Raw genomic sequence first — 17,489 nt, forward strand, 5'->3', positions numbered from 1 at the left:
GCCAAAAGAGGCAAAAGCGGTCAGCCGGCTGCCCGGTTCAATTGCCGTGACGCACTGTTGCGCCAACGCGCCAGATGCAGTTCGCAATAGCGCCGCAGGTGCCGGAGCAGTTGCACTTGCTCATCGACCAGATAGAAGTGATGCCCCTCGAACATGTCCAGCGAGAAACCGGTACAGGTCTCCTCCTGCCAGTCGAGCAGCTGCTCGACGCTGACACTGTCCTGCTTGCCGCCAAAAACATGGATCGGCAGGTTCAGCGGCTCGCGCTTGCCATACACGAAACTGCCGCAGAGCAGGAAATCGGCGCGCAGGATCGGCAGCATCAATTGCATCAGCTCGTCATTGGCGATGACGTTTTCGCTGGTGCCCTTGAGCGTGCGCAGTCGGTCGATCAGTTGCTCATCGGTCTTGGCCAGAGCGTATTCGCTGACATCGCGACGCACCGGACCGGCGGTAGCCGATGCAAAAAGCGCCAGCGGCTCAGGCAGACCCCGTTCACGCAACGCATGCGCCAGTTCGAAGGCCAGCAGACCACCAAGGCTGTGGCCGAACAGCGCATAGGGCGTATTCAGGTCAGCACTGATTTCGTCGGCCAGACGGTTGGCCAACTGCACGATATCGGTCTGCAACGCCTCATCCATGCGCATGCCGCGACCGGGAAGCTCCAAAGGCCGTACGTTCAGCCACTCCGGCAATTTGCGCCGCCAGGGGCTGTAGAACATCGCGCTGGCACCGGAAAAAGGCAGGCAGAACAGCGTCAGGCTCACGGGCGTGCTCATATCTGAACCGTCCGTCTGTTGGCGCGGATGTAAAAGCGGCGTTGCGCGTGATCGAAGCGCATGGGGTTCTCCTGAGGTATTCCCTGGCCGCAACCGTGGTCGGGCCTGTCACCAATGAGAACGGATGGCGTCTGCAAATAATTAGTGGAGATGCGCGTCGCGAGAGCGCGCCTCACAAGGCCGCACTTTTAAAGTGCGCTGATTGGCTTTCGCATTTGACAATAATTATCATTAAGGCTAATTTATCGCCCCATGTGACGGCGCCGCTCCTCCTGTGGCCCTCCCCCTCCATTGTTCAGGCAGCAAGGTGAATTCCATGACGGAACACGTAATCACAAGTAAGTGCGACTCACCATTACTCCAGGCATTCGTCGACAACTACTTGCTGCTGGTCAAAATCGCGGCGCGCATCGTGGGTTGCCGGTCCCGGGCCGAGGACGTAGTGCAGGACGCCTTCTTCAGACTGCGCTCGGCACCTCAAGCCACGCTGACTTTCAAGGCCCAGCTCAGTTACCTGTTTCAGATCGTGCGCAATCTGGCCATCGATCATTACCGCAAACAGGCGCTGGAACAGAAATACACCGGCCCCGAGGCCGAGGGTCTGAATGTGGTCATTCAGGGGGCATCGCCGGAAACCTCGCACATCAACTTCTCCAGCCTGGAGAAAATTGCCGACGCCCTGACCGAGCTGCCACCCCGCACCCGCTACGCGTTCGAGATGTACCGTCTGCACGGCGTGCCACAAAAGGACATCGCCAAAGAACTGGGCGTGTCGCCGACGCTGGTCAACTTCATGATCCGCGATGCGCTTGTTCATTGCCGCAAGGTCAACGGTGCCAACGCTGAAGCGTGACAATTCAGAAAGACAAAAAAATCCGGAGCACTGGCTCCGGATTTTTTGTTTCAGCCTTGAGTAGACGGTCGATCAGCGGCTGACCTGGTACTCAGGCTGTACTTCCGGCATGGCCGAAGAGTGGTGGTTGAGAATCTTCCACTCGTTGCCGATGCGGTGGTAAAGGAACGAATAACGCGCCTGTACCTTGGTTTTCTTGCCGTCTGCAGCCGTCAGAGTGAAAGTGTAGACACCGTTGTCCGCGGCGGCATCAGGCCCCAGACGACGAATCTCACGGTAGTTGATCTCGCCAACCGGCTTAAGCGCCAGGAAGTGATCGAAGTAGTCTGTGATCTCTGCCGGAGTAGCACGTACCTTGTTGGAGACCGTAGGCTGCAAGACTGCGTCCGGCGCATACAACGAGGCGACTGTCTTCGAATTACCGGTCTGCAGGGCCTTGTTCCAGCGGTCAAACAGACCGGCGATTTCCTTGTCATTCACATTGCTTGGCGTCTCGGCCACCATGCGGTAAGTGTAGCCGGACGGCTCGGCAGCAGCCTGAACCATCGGTGCACTCACAGCCAGCAACAGGGCCAGGGCGGTCAATTTAGTTTTCATCGCTACTCTCCTACGGGGGATCTGTTCAGGGATTCAGTGAGTGCCACTTTGCCCTCCCCGCCACCGCGCGCCATCGGCCAACCGGGGTTAACTGTGTATGCCAATCGGCAGATAGGCTTTACCTCCTGATAAAGTTCTAATAGCGTCACTTTCGTTATGCCCGCGCGGGCATCCACCCTCGCTGGAGCTCCCCATGCAAAGCCCCCCCCATGACCCGGCAAGCGCGCTGGCCATCCGCAACCAGTATCGCCAGTCGCAAAGCCGCGCAGCTCGCCTGCGCCTGTTAGTGGATACCGGTCAGGAGCTGACCCAATTACCTCCCGAGGCCATGCGCCAGCGAGTGCTGCAGCGCGCCTGCGCATTCGTCGCCATGGACCATGGCCTGCTGCTGGAATGGGGCACCGACAACAACGTGCACACCACCGCCAGTCATGGCAATGCGGACCGCCTGAGTACCCTTGAAACAGTCGCCGACCCGCTGGCCATCGGCCCGCAATGGCTGGAGCGCAGCGGTCCCGACTTGCCTTGTGTGCTGTTATTGCCGTTGCGTGGTGCCGACGAAGGCTGTTTCGGTACCTTGCTGCTGGCCAACAGCGTGGGCATCAATGCACCGGACAATGAGGACATCGAGTCCCTGCAACTGCTGGCAACGTTGCTGGCCGCACATCTGGAAAACAATCGGCTGCTTGAAGCACTGGTCGTCAGAGAACGCACCATGTCCGAACTGGTCCGCCAGCTGTTCACCGCTCAGGAAGACGAACGCAAACGCATGGCCTACGACCTGCACGACGGGCTGGCCCAGACACTCGCCGGTCTGCACCAGCGGCTGCAGGGTTTTGCCGGTCGCTGTCCGCAACTGCCTGAACCGCTGGACGCCGACCTGCAAGCCATTCTCAAGCTGGCGCAGCACTGCGTCGGTGAAGGACGACAGTTGATCAGCGGTCTGCGACCCAGCGTGCTGGATGATTTCGGGCTGTTGCAGGCAGTCGACAAGGAAGCCGACCGCCTGCGTGAAGCGGGCATCGCCGTGCAGTGGACGTCGCGTTCCCAGGCACGCTTGCCCAGCCACCTGGAAATTGCGTTATTCCGCATCGCTCAGGAAGGCATCAACAATGTCTTCAAACACGCCGGTGCCAGCCGCGTAGAATTGGCGCTGGAACTGAGTAACGACAATGTTTCACTAAGCCTGGAAGACAACGGCCGCGGTTTCATCACCGAAAGGCCGCGTAACGGCAGTAGCGTTCAGAAGCTGGGCCTGGTGGCCATGCAGGAACGCGCCAGCCTTCTGGGCGGCCGCCTGACCTGCGTCAGCCGCCTTGAGCGCGGCACCCGGCTGCGCGCCATCGTCCCTTTTACCGCAGACAAGGCAATAACATGACTGACACTGTGCGACTGGTTTTGGCGGACGATCATGAAGTGACCCGCACCGGGTTCGTCTCGCTGCTGGCGGGACATCCGGAATTCGAAGTGGTAGGCCAGGCCGCAGACGGCCAGCAAGCCATCGACCTGTGCCAGGAACTGCAGCCAGACATCGCGATTCTCGACATTCGCATGCCAGTGCTCAATGGGCTGGGCGCTGCGCGAATTCTCCAGCAGCGCATGCCGGACCTTAAAGTGGTGATTTTCACCATGGACGACAGCACTGATCATCTGGAAGCCGCGATCAGCGCGGGGGCGGTGGGCTATCTGCTCAAGGACGCCAGCCGCGACGAAGTAATAGCCGGCTTGCAACGTGTGGCGCGTGGCGAAGAAGCCTTGAACAGCACCGTCAGTGCGCGCCTGCTACGGCGCATGACCGAGCGCAACACCAGTGGCGCAGCCCTGCCGGAATCCCTCACACCTCGCGAACGTCAGGTACTGGGACTGGTGGCGGGCGGCTTCAGCAATCGTGAAATCGGCGAAAAACTCGGCATTACTACCGGCACCGCCAAGGCACACGTGGAAAAGGTCATCGGCAAACTGGGTGCCTCGGACCGTACTCAGGCCGCCGTGCGTGGCGTGGCGCTGGGCCTGGTGAGCCAGTCGACGAGCGAGTGGCGATGACGACACCCGGAAGCAGTCGCTGGGAAGACCTTCCGTTACGCGGCAAGGCGCTGGTGGCCATTTCTTTGCCGCTGGCGATTCTCATGTTCTCGCTGGTGCTCATCTATATCGCTGAACGCCAGACCGCACAGGCAGAGGAAGATGTACGTCGGGTGCTGCTGGTGCAAGGCGACATCCAGACACTGCATACCCAGATCGCAGAAGGTGCGGCCAGTGTGCGTGGCTACCTGCTGACTCATCAGGAAGACTTCCTGCCCGGCTACATCAGTGCACAGCCGCTGATCGGGGCGGCATTGGCGCGACTCAACGACAATGTGCGCGATGGGCAGATGCGCGAACACCTCAAAGCCATTGAGCCGCTGATCAACACCAAGGTCGACGGCCTGGAAAAGCTGCGCTCGATGAGCATGGAAGATCAACAAACCGTTGCCCGCATTCTGGTCGAAAACAAATACGTGCTCGACCAGTTGCGCGAACGGATCGGCATCATGCGCGAGCGCGAAGACGCCTTGCTCGCCGAACGGACCGAAGCGGCGGCCGCTACCCGCGAACGCCTGCTGCTCTCGACCCTGCTGGCAGCCGCCTGCGGAATATTCGGAGCCATTCTTGCCGTGCTGATGCTGTCCAAAGGCATCGTGGCCAGGGTGCATCAGGTGCAACGCAATGCTCAGCGGCTGGCGCTCGGGCACCCGTTGCTGCCCCAACCCCCGGAAAAGGACGAAATCGGCCAGCTCGGCACCCGACTGGTCGAAGCCGGTCAATTGCTGGCTGAACGCGAACGCGCGCTGCGCGACAATGAAGAACGTTTGCGGCTGATCATCGAAGGCGTGAAGGACTACGGCATCTTTGCGCTGGACCGCAACGGCTATGTCACCACCTGGAACGCAGGTGCCGAGCGCATCAAGGGCTACACAGAACAAGAGATCATCGGTAAGCACTTCTCTGTTTTTTACCTGCCGGAGGAGTGTCCGCAACACCCTGATATGGCCCTGCGTGAAGCCACGGTCAACGGCCGCTATACCGAAGAAAGCTGGCGCAGACGCAAGGACGGCAGCCGTTTCTGGGCCAGCGTGGTGATTACCGCCCAATACGATGGCAATGACGAACTGCGTGGCTTTTCCAAGATCACCCGTGACATCAGTGATCGTCGTGTCGCCGAAATTGCCTTGGGCACTGCCCGCGAGGAAGCCGAGCGGGCCAGCCGGGCGAAAAGTGAGTTTCTCTCACGCATGAGCCACGAGTTGCGCACGCCCCTGAACTCGATTCTGGGCTTTGCCCAGTTGCTGGACATGGACTCGCCTGCAAGCCAGCGACCGCAAATCGGCCATATTCTGCGAGCCGGTCAGCACCTGCTGAAACTGATCAATGAAGTGCTCGACATCGCCAGAATCGAAGCCGGGCATGTGTCCCTGAGCCTGGAACCGGTATCACTGTCGAGCGTGCTTGAAGAAGCGCTGGTGCTGGTCTCGCCGATGGCGGCTGACGCCAACATCGAATTGAAGGCGTTGCCGCAATTGTCTGACAAGCTTGGCGTGGTCGCGGATCGCCAGCGCTTGATTCAGGTGTTGCTCAACCTGCTGTCCAACGCCATCAAATACAACCGTCCCGAGGGTCAGGTGCGGATTGAAGTCGAGCAGTCAGACGAGCGAGTTACCGTGAGCGTAATCGATACCGGCTACGGAATTGCGCCAGAGCGTATCGGGCAGTTGTTCAAACCGTTCGAACGACTGGATGCCAACCCGAGCGTCGAGGGCACCGGGCTGGGGCTGGCGCTGAGCAAAAGCATGCTGGAAATGATGCACGGCACCCTGTCAGTGCAGAACACACCGGCTGAAGGCTGCCGCTTCATACTGGAGCTGCCGCTTGTTCTGGTGCACGCCCCCACGGCTCCGCAGCCACAGACTGGCATGCCCGCTGACGCCGCCCTTGCTGCCCGCCTGCCTGCTCGCCCGGCTTATCATGGCAAGCTGCTGTGCATCGAAGACAACCTGTCGAGCATGGCCTTGATCGAGACACTGATGCAGCGCAGGCCCGGTATCCAGTTGCTGTCGAGCATGCAGGGTCAGCTGGGGCTGGATCTGGCCCGCCAGCATGCGCCGCAACTGATTCTGCTGGACCTGAACCTGCCGGACATCAAAGGCCTTGAGGTGCTGCAACGCCTGCGGCGCATGCCGGCTACGGCCAATACCCCCGTCCTGATGATTACAGCCGACACCAGTGATAAAGCCAGTTGCGAACTGAAACAGGCCGGTGCAACGGCCATTCTGACCAAACCTATTCAGGTGCCGGTGTTTCTCGCCCTCCTGGACCAGTATTTACCGGAGCCAACATGACCGGAGATTTCCGCATTCTGATCATTGACGACCAGCGGCCCAACCTTGATCTGATGGAGCAACTGCTTGCCCGCGAGGGCCTGACCAATGTGCTGAGCAGCACTGAGCCGCTGCGCACGCTGGACCTGTTCAACAGCTTTGAGCCGGACCTGGTGGTGCTTGATCTGCACATGCCCGAATTCGATGGTTTTGCGGTTCTGGAACAGCTCAACCGGCGCATCCCGGCCAATGACTATCTACCAATCATGGTCCTGACCGCCGACGCGACACGCGATACCCGCCTACGCGCCCTGGCGCTGGGCGCACGGGATTTCATCAGCAAACCGCTGGATGCGCTGGAGACCATGCTGCGTATCTGGAACCTGCTGGAAACTCGCGCCCTGTATAAATCGCTGCGCAAGCTGGTGCCGCCGGAAAACATCGAGCTGTTGCGCCAGCCACGGACACTGGCGCAGCAGTGAGGCGTCTTTATTTGATGAGCGTCACCGGCACCGACACTTCATGGATCACCCGCGTGGCTACCGAGCCCAGCAGCAGGCCGCCAAAGTTGCCAAGCCCGCGGGTGCCCATGACCACAGCATCACAACCCAATCGCTGAACCTCGGCTTCTACCTGTTCGGCGACGTTGCCCAGCTCGACATGGGCCTGGAACGGCACGCCCGCGGCGGTCAGCAGTGCAATCGCGTCATCAAGCACGCGCTTGCCTTCATTGGTCAGCCCGGCCTTTACGCCCTCAATCATGTCGGGGGCCAGATAAAGGCTGTAATCAATGGGGCTGGCCTGCACATTGAGGATATGCACCTCAAGCGATTTGGTGAGGTCGCCAGACAATTCGATGACATAGCCCAAGGCACGCATGGCGTGCTCGGAGCCGTCGAAGGGAACCAAAACTTTGTGCATGTGCGCTTTCCTTGAGGGGGTATGCGATCAATATAATCCGTTGGCTGGTGGGCAACCACTGCTGAACGGCAGCTTGTTGATTCAGGGCAATGTGTGCTGGCCTACACCTCTGCGACCGCAACACACGATGGGCTGGAAGATGATTTGATTTGACGAAGGCATTTATTCTTCTAGAGTGAGTGCAGTAGTGCCAGCAACGACCGGCAGTGGCGGTATCGGTCTCATGGAACGATCAGTCAATGACTGCCCATTGGAACAAACGCCTCTCGAAACAGGCCACGCTGCTATTCATCCTGGCTGCCAACGTTTTCTATATTCTGCCGTTACTGCTCGCCAATGCGCCCTCTGCCGAAGATGACCGGATCTCAAGCAATGCTCAGGGGCAATGGGCAGAGCAAGGATATCCACTTGCCACCCTCGCCTATCGCGCGCTGACCTTTACAACCGGCGCACCCGAACTCTTCCCACTGCCACTGTTAATCGCTACAGCGCTGATTTCGTGGGCCATGTTCAAGTGGGTGCGTGACTGCTTTGCGACGCCCACAGTGATTGACTGTCTGGTGGTACTGCCGCTTTGGTACAACCCGTTCCTCCTGCAGAGCCTTTCTAGCCACTACGATGGCCCGATCATTGCGCTGGGCATCGCTTTGATCGTTTTCGCAATTGTTTATGACTCCCCCGCAATGATCAGAAAACTGGCCATTCCAGGCCTGATGATCGCCTGCGCACTGGCGTCCAGTACAACAAGCCTCAATGTTTTCCTCGGCCTCTGTTGCGTTGAATGCATGAGAGCGCTGATACAGCAGCGCATTCCGGGTTTCATTGGCAGGCTGCTGATGATCAGGCTGACGCAGTTGTTGTGCGGATTGTGCCTTTACGTGACGGTCGGCGCATACGACTTGCTGACAATGGACAGTCACTGGCTTGCGGAAATAATCAGGCGGCTGGCCCTGCTCCACCAGAACGTGGGATTTTTGTTCAACACAGGCACCACCTGGCTGGCTATCGCGCTTTTACTGGTTGCGCTACCTGGTTACGTCAGCCAAGTACTCAGCGCATTCAGGCGACCGAACGGCGTTGCCCGCAAGGCAGTCGCTGTCCTCTTTTACCTGAGCCTGCCTGTTGCACTCTTGCTGCTGATTCCCGGAACAGCCTTGTTAGCGAATGATTTCGCCGGCCGGGCCGGAACATTGACGGGATTCTCTACACTGCTGATCGCGCTTTTTTTCCTGATCAACACGCATGCCTGGAAACAGCATGATGCAGTGCGTCTGGTGCTGATCCTGCCGGTCGTTTGCATGCTGTCCTTTTCCTATGCCTACGCCAGAGTGCTGATCCTGCAGAAAGAGCTCGGCACTTATGTACTTTTCAGCCTTGCCTACGACATCGACACCCTGCCTGATCTGCAAAATATAGACACTTTTCACTTCGACAGTCAGCCACTTCAAAACTGGCTGCCAGCGGCCAGCGGAACCTTCGAAAAACTTCCTGCGATCAAGTACATCATGAATGTCGACGAGCGCGCGACACCTGCAAGACTGCAACGCGTTGGTATCACTCGCGGTGAATGGCTGACATCGCCATGCACCGCGCAGGACCTGACGTCCAGTGCACCGATAGTTGATCGCACGTTCTACAGCATTAAGGTTCATCAGCAGACCGGCTGCATCGTCATGAAAAAAATTACAACCCCCGATACTTATATCTGGGAACCGTAACCCACTTTCCGCAGCGACACTTCCCATGCCCCCTATCAGATGGCTGAGTCAAGCACTTTCCTGGCAACACTCATATTGGCTACTGCTCGGGGCAAGCCTGCTGTACATAGTTCCGTTTCTCATGGCCGACCAGACTTACGCCGATGACTACTGGAGGTCGCAACTTGCACAGGGTCGCTGGACAGAACAAGGCCGCCCCGGCGTAGACCTGCTTTATATGGTGCTCGGTTTTTCGTCAGGCGCGATCAATCTGTTCCCGCTGCCGTTATTGCTGACCACTGGCCTGCTGGCGGTATCCCTGACCCGCTTGGCGCATCATTACTTTAGCCGCCCTACCGCGCTGAACTGCCTGATTGTGTTGCCTGTTCTGTACAACCCCTTCTTCCTGCAGAACCTGTCTTACCAATACGACGGTCCAGGGATGGTACTGAGCCTGTGCCTGGCGGTGGAGGCACTGCTGCATTCGACCTACAAGCCGTTGAAAAGCAGCTGGAAAGCGGCCTTATGGATGGCTGCAGCGCTTGCACTCTATCAGCCGGCACTCAATATTTTAGTGGGCCTGTACTGTATTGAGTTTATTCGCAGCGTCGAGGCGAGAAAGACGTTCAACGCCTTGTTCTCTTCACTACTGAGCCAACTGATCATCCTGGCAATGGGGCTTCTGATTTATGCGTGCCTGGCGATACCGTTCATCAAAGGCAGCCGCACGCATCTGCTGAATATAAATCAGGGCGCGTTACAGGAGCTAGATGACCGTATACAGTTTCTGGCTCAGCAAATAGCACTGCTCGTGCACGGTGAGTTACTTGAAATGACCGCCACGATTATCACCCTTGTTGCCACTGTGAAACTCATTTCCATCGCGACAGCCCTGCTGCAATATGCCGAGCCCCTCTGGCGCAGAGTGGGCGTGTTTTTCATATTTCTGGTCACCGCCCCACTGCTGATATTTCTTGTATCGGGTACAACCCTGATGCTCAAAGACTTCATCCCGGAGGCCCGAACCCTGACCGGTTTTTCGATACTGATTGTCGCAGCGCTCTATCTTTACGAACGTTCCTGCCCGCCGGAAACGCTGTTACCCAGACTGTTTATCGTCCTGCCACTGGCGGGCATGCTCTCGCTTTCGTTTGTCTACGGGAATGTTCTGAGCGCGCAAAAAGAGCTGGGCCAGCATGTTGCACGAAGCATTGCCTACGACATCGACGCGCTATCACAGTCGAGAACGCTGGAGCGTATACATTTGCGAGGGTTCTATTTGCAAAACTGGTTGCCCGCGGCGCAGTCGGCCTCAAACGTCTTACCGGTACTGGGTTACCTACTGAATACTCATTACCTGACGCTGCCGGAAGCACTGCCGAGAACCGGCATCATCAATGTCCATAAATATACCGAGCCGCCAGTCGGTGAACATCTTCAGCCCCCGGTGCTGATCAGGCCGCTTTATCGCGTTCACCTGTCTGAAAATACGGGTTATCTGGTACTCAAAAAAATCACCGAGCCGCAGGACTATCATCCAGAGCACTGACCGCATCGGGCCTCATCCGTCAGAATGGATGGTATTGGTACAGCCAGCTCTCGGTTAACGTCTGCTCACCCAGCCGCAGATACAGACGCATGTCTACCGGTTCTGCACCTTCTACCGTCAGGTCGAATTGCGCCCGCCAATGCCCCGCCATACCGTCAGGCACCGCCTCAGTGAAAATATTGGAGAAAGTCCCTCTTGAGCTGGACAATACCGCTTCCGGAAACGTATTGAACGGCACTTTTTCCAGAGTGCGGCCCTGAAATTCGACGACAAATTTTCGCACGCCTTGCGGCCGCGTCTGTCCGGGCCGGCCACCATTACCGAAGCGCGTCGCCACGCAATGTGCCAATTCACCGGGGTACGGCTCATCCGCCAGCCAGTGCAGACGATAACGCAGCCGGTAATCTGTTCCGGGGCCTGCCGGTTTTTCAGGCACCCACATGGCGACGATATTGTCGTGGATCTCATCGTCAGTGGGAATTTCAACCAACTGTACGGCGCCTTTCCCCCAATCGCCCAAGGGCTCGACCCACAGGCTCGGCCGCCGTTCATAATGCACGCCATCCAGGTAATGGCTGAATTCGCGATCCCGCTGCAGCAGACCGAAACCTCGCGGGTTATTGTCACTGAACGCAGATGCCATGGTTCTCGGCGGGTTGTTCAACGGTCGCCATATTCGCTCGCCTGCACCGGTCCAGATCGCCAGTCCGTCGGAGTCATGCACCTCGGGCCGCCAGTCAGCAGCTGTTTTCTTGGCCTGTTCGCTGAACCAGTACATCGAACTGATCGGCGCGATGCCGAACCTTTGCACTTCGCCGCGCATGAACAGTGCGGCCTCGACCTCCATCACCACCCCTTTGCCCCGCTGTATGGCAAAGCGATACGCCCCACAGATACTCGGCCCGTAAAGCAGTGCATAGACAACGACCGAGTCGGATGTATTGCTGTCCGGCGATTCAAACCAGAAGTGAGTGAAGTCGGGAAATTCTTCCGCACGCTCGGGCTGGGCGACATCCAGCGCAATACCCCGTGCGGAAAGTCCATATTGATACAGCTCGCCAATGGCACGAAAGTAGGCAGCGCCGAGAAAAGCCGTCCAATCGTTATTACGCCAATCCAGTTTTTTCTGATCGCCTGTTCGACTTTCCTGAAAGCGAAACCCGGCAAAGCCAACACCCTGAGTCAACTGACGCGCAGGGCTGTCTTCGGGCATGTCGAAATACGCCTGATCGTAGAGAATTTCCCTGGCAGCACCCTTATCGACGACATAGAGCCGCACCGGCTTGGGGAAAAACTTCCCCGGGTGGAAAAAAGTGATCGGAAACTGGCCCGGTCCCTCCGCGAACAATGCGTACTCCGGCTTGAAGCGAATCTTGCCGTGAGCGTCATAGTCCAGTTTCGCCAGTACCTCCGCCGAAAGAGTTGACGGCACAATGTACGGCTGTGAGGCGGCCTCTTTTGCGCGCTGCACTAAAAGATCAAACGAAAAGGGCTCGCTATCGCCCATTTTCAGCGGCTCGTCAGCCTGTGAGGAAGAAGGGATACCTGATACGAACAACAGAGCAGATATCGAAGAAAACTCGAGAAAGTTTCGTCGATTCAACATGGTGGGAAGTGACCTGGTGGGGGTAGATCTGGTGGGCGGTAGACCTGAGCATAGATCAGCCCGCCAAATCCACCCGTTCAGCTCGTCCGATTAACTCAATGCCCCTCAAGGAACGCCGCTGCCTGATCCAGCAACAGCATGGGATTTTCGGCCTTGTGTATATCAACCGACAGCAACTGACGGAAACGCCGTGCGCCGGGGAAACCCAAACCAAGCCCGAGCATGTGCCGAGTGACATGGTGCATGTTGCCACCGCTGGCAATATGCGCCGCAATGTACGGCCGCATCGACTCCAACGCATCGTAACGACTGATAACCGGCGCAGAGCTGTCGAACAACTGCTGATCAACATGCGCCAACAGATACGGGTTGTGATAAGCCTCACGGCCCAGCATGACGCCGTCGAAGGTCTGCAAATGTTCGCTGCACTGCTCCAGCGTCTTGATGCCGCCGTTGAGTACAATTTCCAGATCGGGGAAATCAGACTTCAACTGCGCGACCACGTCATAACGCAGCGGCGGAATATCGCGATTTTCCTTGGGAGACAGTCCTTCGAGAATCGCGATACGCGCGTGAACCGTAAAACTCCCGCAACCCGCCTCCTGAACCTTGCCAACGAAATCACACAGCTCGGCGTAGCTGTCGCGGCCATTGATACCGATCCGGTGCTTGACCGTAACTGGAATACCAACCGCATCGCGCATCGCCTTCACGCAATCCGCCACCAACTCAGGATGCGCCATCAGGCACGCGCCGATCATGTTGTTCTGCACCCGATCGCTCGGGCAACCGACGTTCAGATTAACCTCGTCGTAGCCCGCCTCCTCAGCCAACCGGGAACAGGCAGCCAAGTCCGCCGCCGTGCTGCCGCCCAGCTGCAACGCCAACGGGTGCTCGGTCTCGTCATGACGCAAGAACCGCTCACGGTCGCCGTGCAGCAAGGCACCGGTGGTGACCATTTCGGTGTACAGCAAGGCATGCTTTGAGAGCTTGCGCATGAAGTATCGGCAATGGTGATCGGTCCAATCCATCATCGGCGCAACGGAGAAGCGGCGGGACAGTGTGGTGGCTGATTGGCTAATGGTTGTAGGGGTTTCGTGGTTTTCAGTTGTCATGTGAATTGATCTTTTATGCAGCCGCTTCTACCCGGGTTGATTCATTTTCAGCAAGCGGTCGTCACAATGTAGCAATCGACGCTGGAAATGTTGCAATTTGAGATGGGTACGATCACAGCACGTAAACGCGAAGGTAAAACCACTGGTCTCACGGCGCAGATACGGATTGTCAGGAATGCGCGGCAGTTTAACAGGAAGGCAGGCTGTGGAGTGCAGTAGGTGGCTCAGGTCAAGGGCCAGTGGGGATAGAAGTCAAATTCTGCTCGATATCTCAAATGGTAAACGCTGGCCTTCGTGCTGATGCAGATCGGCGAGCGGGCTACATTTTGACAGGCCGACACGCGCTACAGGTGTAGCCTATGACAGCTGTAAGCCTATCGGTAGTTCAAATGGTGCCGCGTCAGAGCAGTGGCAGGAAATGCACGAAACCAACGTATTGACCTGATTGGATCTGACGCCGGAGGCGTATGAGCGGTGTTACGTATTTTTAGCCAAAGGGCCAAAGCAAGCCCTCACAGGGTACGAACGAGGCGCTGAGCTCCACTTAAAGCATAGAGCAGAGGCGATGGTTGGACTTGCAAGAGTAAGCTGAGAGGACAGTGGATTGGTCGAACGCTGCGGCAATCGTCTCAGTCACCTCTTCAGCCAGTACAAACATTTGAGGCTGACAAGCCCATTCAGGAGAGTCATGAGAAAAAAAACCAACAATTTAAAAACCGAAAGTATTGCCTACGCAAAAAAGCTCCCAACAGAGCTCATCGTGGGTTTTCTGCTTGGAACCATTCCCTTTCTGGAGTATTCAAGCACGGAAAAAGAAATTGAAGATGCCTTCTCTATGCTCTTGGCGCCCGAAGTATTGATAAAGCATTATTTCATACTTTTAATCCCCTACTTTTTGGTGTGCGCTTTAAAATTCGTGCTGCGTTTTAGGTCAGACGCCGCGGTGGAAAGATTCCGATTCATCTACAAGGTTTTTGCAGAGGTTGGCGCAAGCTTTTTGACAATGCTAAGGACAGGACTGGGCGCACTCATGGGCTTTTACGCAGTCGTTTTGTTTAAAAACACCGTTCAACTTTTGCCTAACCAGCACGTCGAGGTTATTGGTTATATCATCATGACGTTAATGTTTAGCGGTGCGCTTTCCATAGTTCATGATTTTTTGGCAGCTGCGGGAAAAAATATCGACAATAAAAACCCGATCACATTGGGCAGTCGTTTGAAATACTGAGTCATGCTTGCCACGAAAGCTTCAGTGGCGCGACGAATAGGCATCTGAAAGACGCTCATTGAAAGACGACGAATAAAAAATGGCGCATTTGCATCGCCGTAGCGTGGGTCCATACAATGGCCTTCACGCACAGACGCGCCGCTGGAGTAGTAAGCACTTGGAAGGCAGCTACCATTAAGACAGTGGCACAGGAAGCAAAAAACAAGTCGGCAGAAACCATTCTTCTCATCAGCCGACGCACGTACGGCAAAGTGAATAAAAGCATTTCATATGCGCTGCCTTTTGCCTGCTCAACCTTTGTAATTCCCTTCAACTTTTTAATCCTGCTCATTGTGAAAGGTACTCACATTGCGCTCTCAGGGAGTCGCCATGAACACTACTCAAGCATTCAGAAAACCACATGAACGCGATGAGTTATTCGTCATGCCCAATGCGTGGTGTGAGGGAAGCGTGCTGCCAGTTAGGCAGTCCATGCGCCTAATGCCTATTTTATCGTCACAGCCAGGACAGACTATCTGCTTGAAGCGCATGAGTATTCGTTGAGTGAGGTTGTTACACTTATTTGGCTTGGAGAACACTTGGATTGGCAAAACTGCACAGTTGGTAACTAACACGGTAAACGCACTCCATCTGTCGGGGGCTCACTCCGCATGCAACGGAATAAACACCGCAAACGTAGTCCCAAGGTCCGCTTTTGACGTCACTTCAATACGCCCGCCGTGGGCATCGACGATCTTGGCGACGATGAACAAGCCAAGACCAAGGCTTGAGTAGGGACCGTTGTCAGTCATTTTCTCGGGCGAGTAGCGATCCATCGGGTTGAAGATGAAAGGAAGCACGTCTTCGGGAATCGGACTGCCTGTGTTATGCACGGTGAACTGAAGCGTGCCGTCAGAAGCTGCCAGCGTTACCTCGACAGGATCGCGGCTGTTGCCGTGCTGTATCGCATTGCCAATGAGGTTCGAGAAGACCTGTTCCAGGCGATCACCATCAAAATTGCCAATGACCGGATCGTTGGAAGTCAGGTGAATATCCGCCTCTGGATTGACCGTACGCGATTCGTCAACGATGCGAGCACAGATGGGCTGAATGTCTGTATGGGTCTTTTTCAACGGAATGCCGGGACCGATCTGTGACCGTGTGAAGTCGAGCAGATCGCCAACGATCTGATTGGCTCGTTTCACGCTTGAGTAGATCCTTGATGCCACCTTGGTTGGCCGCGCGCCCAGGTCATTGGTACGCAACAGCACGTCTGCACCCAGCAATATGGCACTTAACGGTGTGCGCAAGTCGTGCCCGAGGATGCCCAGAAAGATATTGCGCGAGGCTTGAACCGCACCGGTATAGCTGGAGATGGATTCCGCGAGAGCCTGATCTATTGCTTCGTTGAAGCGGATCATGTCATCCATCTGCTGCTGGGTGTCCGAGGTCGGGCGCATCATCCACTGTTTTATCACGCTCGCGCGTAACGCTCGAAACTCCGAGACCACCTGATCGATGGTGAAGCCTGACATCAAACGAGTGATCGCATGGCTTTTCGCAGCGGTGTCTTCTTGCGATACGACCTGACCCTGAGATTTTTCGACCTGTTGCTGCGACGACTGATCCGTCCTCAGATCAGTGGCAATGGCTCGAAGCATCTGCTCGGCGTGATCCCTGAGCTCCTTGGTATCCAGAGGCTCACCGAGCGTGGAAATGGTACGCGCAAAGTCGGTCCAGTCCCGCACAATAGGCTCGATGTTCTCAAGGATGAAGCCCGATAACCGCATAGCAATAAAAACCTGAAAGTGAACCCCGCGAATTGCAGATTCGTGGGGCGAGTTAAACACCAATCCCGATCAAAAAGACGGATACATTTGTTAAATGAATTTCACGCAGGCCGCGAAAATATCGAGGCCCGGATCTAATCGGACAGCGCTTGTAGACGAGCCTGAACAGCGTCGTCAAAAATGATGTAAAGCGCCTCGGCATCGGCGGGACGCAGCTTTCTGCTTGTCTCAAGACCGTGAATGTATTCGATCTGCAACGCCCCTTCGGCCTCCACGTCAGCGCGGGTGCTGGTTGCCTCGAGCGCTCTCACCAGATCACTGATAGCCCCCTGGACAGCCTTGGGGAGCCGTAACTGGTCAAGTTGTTCCTGCATTCGCTCAATTTCCGGGTTAAAACCATAGGGTCGGCAGCAGATCACGGTGAAGCGTGCAATGCAAGGCCATGAACCCGATCATCGATGAGCTGAAGAGGCGGTGCGCCCTTCAAGAAGGTTTTTCAGGCTGTAGGTCACCACCCCCAGAATGATCAGGTCGTCGTGGTCAGTGACGTGCAGCGGTGGATAATCCGGGTGTTCGGATTTGAGGATCACGACATCGCCACGCATGTGCAAACGCCGACAAATCTGCCTTGCGTTGAGTGAGGCGACGACGATGTCACCATGCTCGGCGTACTGACTGCGGTCGACAACCAGCATGTCACCGGTGCGCATGCCGCCTCCCTGCATGCCTTCATCCTCGACCCTGGCCAGATAAACGTGCGGCTCACGGACCTCACAAAGCTCTGCGATAGAGACATGCTTCTCGACCACTGGCGACCTGGGGCCGACGGATGACAAGGATAGCAAAGGTAGCTTGATGCCCCCTGCCGACAGGGGGCCAAGGAATGTGACACTCATGGGACGAGCCTTTTATGATTAACTGTATACATATACAGTTAATCGTTTATCAGGCGTCAGGTCAATCTCCACTAGCTGACCCATCGACAAATGGCGTGGCCTCAACCCGACGCGAGGTTAACGT

Annotated in this window: 17 protein-coding genes; 8 read left to right on the forward strand and 9 right to left on the reverse strand. The window is 56.5% G+C overall.

Features of this window, described 5'->3' with window-relative positions:
- Window positions 1–20 precede the first annotated feature (20 nt).
- Complete coding sequence (locus AO068_RS24455) at window positions 21–779, reverse strand: thioesterase II family protein (protein WP_058409700.1); 759 nt, start codon at window positions 777–779, stop codon at window positions 21–23.
- 316 nt (window positions 780–1,095) lie between these two features.
- On the opposite strand from AO068_RS24455, the gene AO068_RS24460 reads away from it, so the two are divergent.
- Complete coding sequence (locus AO068_RS24460) at window positions 1,096–1,632, forward strand: RNA polymerase factor sigma-70 (RefSeq protein WP_002552913.1); 537 nt, start codon at window positions 1,096–1,098, stop codon at window positions 1,630–1,632.
- Between the two features lie 72 nt (window positions 1,633–1,704).
- Here AO068_RS24460 and AO068_RS24465 read toward each other — a convergent pair whose 3' ends face one another.
- Complete coding sequence (locus AO068_RS24465) at window positions 1,705–2,229, reverse strand: SgcJ/EcaC family oxidoreductase (RefSeq protein WP_058402047.1); 525 nt, start codon at window positions 2,227–2,229, stop codon at window positions 1,705–1,707.
- 193 nt (window positions 2,230–2,422) lie between these two features.
- Here AO068_RS24465 and AO068_RS24470 point away from each other — a divergent pair, with 193 nt between their 5' ends.
- From AO068_RS24470 to AO068_RS24485, 4 genes are read left to right on the forward strand one after another with little or no spacing between them, the layout of a single operon-like run.
- The gene (locus AO068_RS24470) at window positions 2,423–3,607 is read left to right on the forward strand and encodes a sensor histidine kinase (protein ID WP_058409701.1); all 1,185 of its coding nucleotides are present in this window, start codon (window positions 2,423–2,425) and stop codon (window positions 3,605–3,607) included.
- Window positions 3,604–4,272 carry a response regulator gene (locus AO068_RS24475; RefSeq protein WP_002552911.1) on the forward strand — a complete coding sequence of 223 codons (669 nt, stop codon included), beginning with the start codon at window positions 3,604–3,606 and terminating at the stop codon, window positions 4,270–4,272. Before AO068_RS24470 ends, AO068_RS24475 begins: the two co-directional genes overlap by 4 nt.
- Window positions 4,269–6,605, forward strand: a complete 2,337-nt coding sequence (locus AO068_RS24480) for an ATP-binding protein (protein WP_058409702.1) — start codon at window positions 4,269–4,271, stop codon at window positions 6,603–6,605. The genes AO068_RS24475 and AO068_RS24480 overlap by 4 nt, the downstream gene beginning before the upstream one ends.
- Entirely contained in the window at window positions 6,602–7,066 is a 465-nt protein-coding gene (locus tag AO068_RS24485; protein WP_002552910.1) for a response regulator, read from the forward strand. The genes AO068_RS24480 and AO068_RS24485 overlap by 4 nt, the downstream gene beginning before the upstream one ends.
- 7 nt (window positions 7,067–7,073) lie before the next feature.
- On the opposite strand, the gene AO068_RS24490 is transcribed toward AO068_RS24485, so the two are convergent.
- Window positions 7,074–7,505 (reverse strand): universal stress protein, encoded by a 432-nt coding sequence (locus tag AO068_RS24490; protein WP_005782898.1) that lies wholly within the window; start codon window positions 7,503–7,505, stop codon window positions 7,074–7,076.
- Between the two features lie 239 nt (window positions 7,506–7,744).
- Here AO068_RS24490 and AO068_RS24495 point away from each other — a divergent pair, with 239 nt between their 5' ends.
- Together AO068_RS24495 and AO068_RS24500 are read left to right on the forward strand one after the other, a co-directional pair.
- Window positions 7,745–9,223 carry a hypothetical protein gene (locus AO068_RS24495; RefSeq protein ID WP_058409703.1) on the forward strand — a complete coding sequence of 493 codons (1,479 nt, stop codon included), beginning with the start codon at window positions 7,745–7,747 and terminating at the stop codon, window positions 9,221–9,223.
- A 121-nt stretch (window positions 9,224–9,344) separates the two neighbouring features.
- Window positions 9,345–10,751 carry a glucosyltransferase domain-containing protein gene (locus AO068_RS24500; protein WP_058409704.1) on the forward strand — a complete coding sequence of 469 codons (1,407 nt, stop codon included), beginning with the start codon at window positions 9,345–9,347 and terminating at the stop codon, window positions 10,749–10,751.
- Window positions 10,752–10,770: 19 nt separating this feature from the next.
- On the opposite strand, the gene AO068_RS24505 is transcribed toward AO068_RS24500, so the two are convergent.
- Window positions 10,771–12,258: a glucan biosynthesis protein gene (locus AO068_RS24505; RefSeq protein WP_058409705.1), complete on the reverse strand. Its 1,488-nt coding sequence runs from the start codon at window positions 12,256–12,258 to the stop codon at window positions 10,771–10,773.
- 194 nt (window positions 12,259–12,452) lie between these two features.
- Entirely contained in the window at window positions 12,453–13,472 is a 1,020-nt protein-coding gene (gene dusA, locus AO068_RS24510; protein WP_058409706.1) for a tRNA dihydrouridine(20/20a) synthase DusA, read from the reverse strand.
- 688 nt (window positions 13,473–14,160) lie between these two features.
- Between dusA and AO068_RS24515 the strand changes: the two genes are divergently transcribed.
- Window positions 14,161–14,700, forward strand: coding sequence for a hypothetical protein (locus AO068_RS24515; RefSeq protein ID WP_057401593.1), 540 nt, complete (start codon window positions 14,161–14,163; stop codon window positions 14,698–14,700).
- 55 nt (window positions 14,701–14,755) lie between these two features.
- Here the strand turns inward: AO068_RS24515 and AO068_RS24520 are convergent, their stop codons facing one another.
- The 4 genes from AO068_RS24520 to AO068_RS24535 all read right to left on the reverse strand — a co-directional run bounded on the left by AO068_RS24520 (window position 14,756) and on the right by AO068_RS24535 (window position 17,365).
- Complete coding sequence (locus tag AO068_RS24520) at window positions 14,756–15,013, reverse strand: hypothetical protein (protein ID WP_147467853.1); 258 nt, start codon at window positions 15,011–15,013, stop codon at window positions 14,756–14,758.
- Between the two features lie 328 nt (window positions 15,014–15,341).
- Complete coding sequence (locus AO068_RS24525; protein WP_058402039.1) at window positions 15,342–16,469, reverse strand: sensor histidine kinase; 1,128 nt, start codon at window positions 16,467–16,469, stop codon at window positions 15,342–15,344.
- A gap of 134 nt (window positions 16,470–16,603) precedes the next feature.
- Window positions 16,604–16,843, reverse strand: coding sequence for a hypothetical protein (locus tag AO068_RS24530; protein WP_002552903.1), 240 nt, complete (start codon window positions 16,841–16,843; stop codon window positions 16,604–16,606).
- Window positions 16,844–16,921: 78 nt separating this feature from the next.
- The gene (locus AO068_RS24535; RefSeq protein ID WP_058409708.1) at window positions 16,922–17,365 is read right to left on the reverse strand and encodes a LexA family protein; all 444 of its coding nucleotides are present in this window, start codon (window positions 17,363–17,365) and stop codon (window positions 16,922–16,924) included.
- Window positions 17,366–17,489 lie beyond the last annotated feature (124 nt).

This window comes from Pseudomonas sp. ICMP 3272 (assembly GCF_001466905.1).
GTDB classification, from domain to species: Bacteria; Pseudomonadota; Gammaproteobacteria; order Pseudomonadales; family Pseudomonadaceae; genus Aquipseudomonas; species Aquipseudomonas amygdali.

Excerpts from the sequence above, each read along its gene's own strand:
- AO068_RS24455 (WP_058409700.1), bottom strand. The coding sequence starts at position 779 with ATGAGCACGCCCGTGAGCCTGACGCTGTTCTGCCTGCCTTTTTCCGGT.
- AO068_RS24460 (WP_002552913.1), top strand. The coding sequence starts at position 1,096 with ATGACGGAACACGTAATCACAAGTAAGTGCGACTCACCATTACTCCAG.
- AO068_RS24465 (WP_058402047.1), bottom strand. The coding sequence starts at position 2,229 with ATGAAAACTAAATTGACCGCCCTGGCCCTGTTGCTGGCTGTGAGTGCA.
- AO068_RS24470 (WP_058409701.1), top strand. The coding sequence starts at position 2,423 with ATGCAAAGCCCCCCCCATGACCCGGCAAGCGCGCTGGCCATCCGCAAC.
- AO068_RS24475 (WP_002552911.1), top strand. The coding sequence starts at position 3,604 with ATGACTGACACTGTGCGACTGGTTTTGGCGGACGATCATGAAGTGACC.
- AO068_RS24480 (WP_058409702.1), top strand. The coding sequence starts at position 4,269 with ATGACGACACCCGGAAGCAGTCGCTGGGAAGACCTTCCGTTACGCGGC.
- AO068_RS24485 (WP_002552910.1), top strand. The coding sequence starts at position 6,602 with ATGACCGGAGATTTCCGCATTCTGATCATTGACGACCAGCGGCCCAAC.
- AO068_RS24490 (WP_005782898.1), bottom strand. The coding sequence starts at position 7,505 with ATGCACAAAGTTTTGGTTCCCTTCGACGGCTCCGAGCACGCCATGCGT.
- AO068_RS24495 (WP_058409703.1), top strand. The coding sequence starts at position 7,745 with ATGACTGCCCATTGGAACAAACGCCTCTCGAAACAGGCCACGCTGCTA.
- AO068_RS24500 (WP_058409704.1), top strand. The coding sequence starts at position 9,345 with ATGGCCGACCAGACTTACGCCGATGACTACTGGAGGTCGCAACTTGCA.
- AO068_RS24505 (WP_058409705.1), bottom strand. The coding sequence starts at position 12,258 with ATGGGCGATAGCGAGCCCTTTTCGTTTGATCTTTTAGTGCAGCGCGCA.
- dusA (WP_058409706.1), bottom strand. The coding sequence starts at position 13,472 with ATGACAACTGAAAACCACGAAACCCCTACAACCATTAGCCAATCAGCC.
- AO068_RS24515 (WP_057401593.1), top strand. The coding sequence starts at position 14,161 with ATGAGAAAAAAAACCAACAATTTAAAAACCGAAAGTATTGCCTACGCA.
- AO068_RS24525 (WP_058402039.1), bottom strand. The coding sequence starts at position 16,469 with ATGCGGTTATCGGGCTTCATCCTTGAGAACATCGAGCCTATTGTGCGG.
- AO068_RS24530 (WP_002552903.1), bottom strand. The coding sequence starts at position 16,843 with ATGCAGGAACAACTTGACCAGTTACGGCTCCCCAAGGCTGTCCAGGGG.
- AO068_RS24535 (WP_058409708.1), bottom strand. The coding sequence starts at position 17,365 with ATGAGTGTCACATTCCTTGGCCCCCTGTCGGCAGGGGGCATCAAGCTA.